We start from the raw sequence: 2,306 nt of genomic DNA, 5'->3' as shown, positions 1-2,306 counted from the left end.
ACCTTGGGCACCCATCAACCACCTCCCGCACCCAGACACGACTGAACCGTGCTCAAGGTCGTGGGCGAAGTCGACCTTGGGCACCCGTCAACCATGGGCGCCGGGCTGCGGTGGTTGAGGGGTGCACAAGGTGGGTGGGCCATTCCACCTGTATTTGATTGATTGCTCAGGGGTTGGGTCTCCTGGTCCCATGTCTCCACCGGCTTTTCATCGTTGGAGGACTTATGACCCCGCCCAGGTTTTCCCGCCGTCGAGTTCTGTTGAGTATTCCGGCCGTGGCGCTGGCCGCGCAGGCCGGGCTCTCGGCCGCTCCCGCGAGTGCGTTGAAGAAGAAGCCTGAGTGCCTGGCCGACCTGATCGCGGCCGACCCGATGCTGGTGCTCCGCTGATGGCCAGCATCACCTGGCTGGCCGACGTGCTCCGGGCGGCCGGCGTACAGGTCGTCGAGGAGGGTAACTGGAAGGCTCGTGGGGTGTCCGGGTCGTTCAACCCGATCGGCGTGCTCTGGCATCACACCGCGGCGACGTCGAGCCCGAGCAACCCGCATCCGGCGCTGGGCATCTGCATCAACGGCCGCTCCGACCTGCAGGGCCCGTTGTGCCAGGCGTTGGTCGACTACAACGGCGTGTTCCACGTCATCTCCGCCAACCGCGCGAACCACGCGGGCGCGGCCCGGGCCAGCGGTCCGATCCCGGCCGGTGACGGCAACACGATGCTGATCGGCTGGGAGATCGACTACAACGGCGTCAACCAGCACATGACACCGGCACAGTACGACGCCTCCGTGAAGGCGACGGTCGCCGTACTGCGGCAACTCGGTCGTGACGCGAGTTACGTCCGCGGGCACCGGGAGACGTCGACTACCGGCAAGATCGATCCGTCGTTCATCGATCTGGACGCGTTGCGCGCGGAGATCGCGCAGCAGCTCGCCGGTGGCGGTGGCGCGGCTGGTCAGGCGTACCGGTATCTCGACCAGCAGCACGTGGCGGCGGTCGGCACGGGTGGCACGTTGGTGAACCTGATGTGGTCGCCGGCGACCGACAAGGTCATCCAGGACTGGGGTTCGAGCAACCTGGTCGGGAAGCCGTTCGGGTTCGTGCACAACGGTCAGCAGCATGTGTTTGCCCGCGGCAACGACAACACCGTGCGGCACTGGTGGCAGGCGGGAACCGGCAACCCGGTACTCGACAACTGGGGCACCGAAGGACGCGTGCTGTCGAACCCGACCGGATTCGCCTACAAGAACCAGCAGCACCTGTTCTACCGCAACCCGGACGGCAACCTGGAGCACAAGTTCTGGGATCAGGGCACCGATCAGATCACCACCGGTGTCTGGGCCGGCGGACCGTTCGTCGGCAACCCGATGGCCTTTGTGCACAAGGACCAGCAGCACATCTTCGGTCGCGGCCCGAACGGCGAGCTGAAGCACTGGTCGTGGGCTCCGGGTGGTAATCCGGCACTCGACAACTGGGGTGTCACGAGCGGTGTCACGTCCGACGTGACCGGATTCAGCACCGGCGTACAGGCGCATGTGTTCTTCCGGAACGCCGAAGGGCAGCTGCAGCACCGGTTCATGGACGGTACGACGGTGCTCGGCGACATCTGGACCGGCGGACCGTTCGTCGGGAACCCGCATGCGTTCGCGCACAAGAACCAGCAGCACGTCCTTGCCCGCAAGGAGAACGGCGACCTGGTCCACTTCTACTGGTCCCCCACCATCGACCCGCCCGAGTCCGACAACTGGGGTGCCGTCGGCGTGGTGACCGACGACCCGATCGGCCTCTCCACCGCCGACGCCCACCATGCCTTCTACCGTATCGCCAACGGTTCCCTCGAACACCGCTACTTCGTCGACGCCGAAGCCCGCCAAGCCACCGACAACTGGGGCGGCTCCCTAGCCGTCAGCTCGTAGCCCCGCGACCGAATATCCCTCCCGGAGGTCGCCATCTCATGGGTTCCCCCATCAGCTTGTGGGTTCTGGACCCGCATGCGGGTGGGGAACCCGCAACCTCGTGGGTTAACCCGCCGGATAGTTTCTGCGGCGAACGGGTCGCCTGCCCCAAACCGGTTCGGGGAGGAACAGGGGCCGGCCAGGGCGAACATCCACCAGCAGCGGGTCACCTTGAGCACCCACCAACCACCGATCACTCACCGGGATGGTCGAACCGTGCTCAAGGTCGGGCCTTGACCCTGGTTCTTGGACACGCTGAATCCAGCATTTGCTGGGGAAGCGAGATGATTCTGAGTTATGGCCCGTAGGAACTATTCCGAGGAGTTTTGTCGGCAGGCCGTCGACTTGTACGAGT

The 2,306-nt window shown here is 65.3% G+C and carries 2 protein-coding genes; both read left to right on the top strand.

Annotated features, from left to right (window positions below; translation table 11 throughout):
• Positions 1 to 260: 260 nt before the first annotated feature.
• Positions 261 to 389, top strand: a complete 129-nt coding sequence (locus E1261_RS47020) for a hypothetical protein (protein ID WP_272948652.1) — start codon at positions 261 to 263, stop codon at positions 387 to 389.
• On the top strand, positions 389 to 1,912 hold the full coding sequence (locus E1261_RS46200; RefSeq protein ID WP_202875481.1) for an N-acetylmuramoyl-L-alanine amidase: 1,524 nt from the start codon (positions 389 to 391) through the stop codon (positions 1,910 to 1,912). The genes E1261_RS47020 and E1261_RS46200 overlap by 1 nt, the downstream gene beginning before the upstream one ends.
• The last annotated feature ends 394 nt before the right edge of the window (positions 1,913 to 2,306 follow it).

Origin of the sequence: Kribbella albertanoniae, assembly GCF_004348455.1 — a bacterium.
Lineage (GTDB): Bacteria > Actinomycetota > Actinomycetes > Propionibacteriales > Kribbellaceae > Kribbella > Kribbella albertanoniae.
The sequence above is the reverse complement of the archived record's forward strand: the minus strand, read 5'-3'. Positions and strand labels throughout refer to the sequence as shown.

Bases quoted from the DNA above. Each gene is read 5' to 3' on its own strand.
- E1261_RS46200 (WP_202875481.1), top strand. From the start codon at position 389: ATGGCCAGCATCACCTGGCTGGCCGACGTGCTCCGGGCGGCCGGCGTA.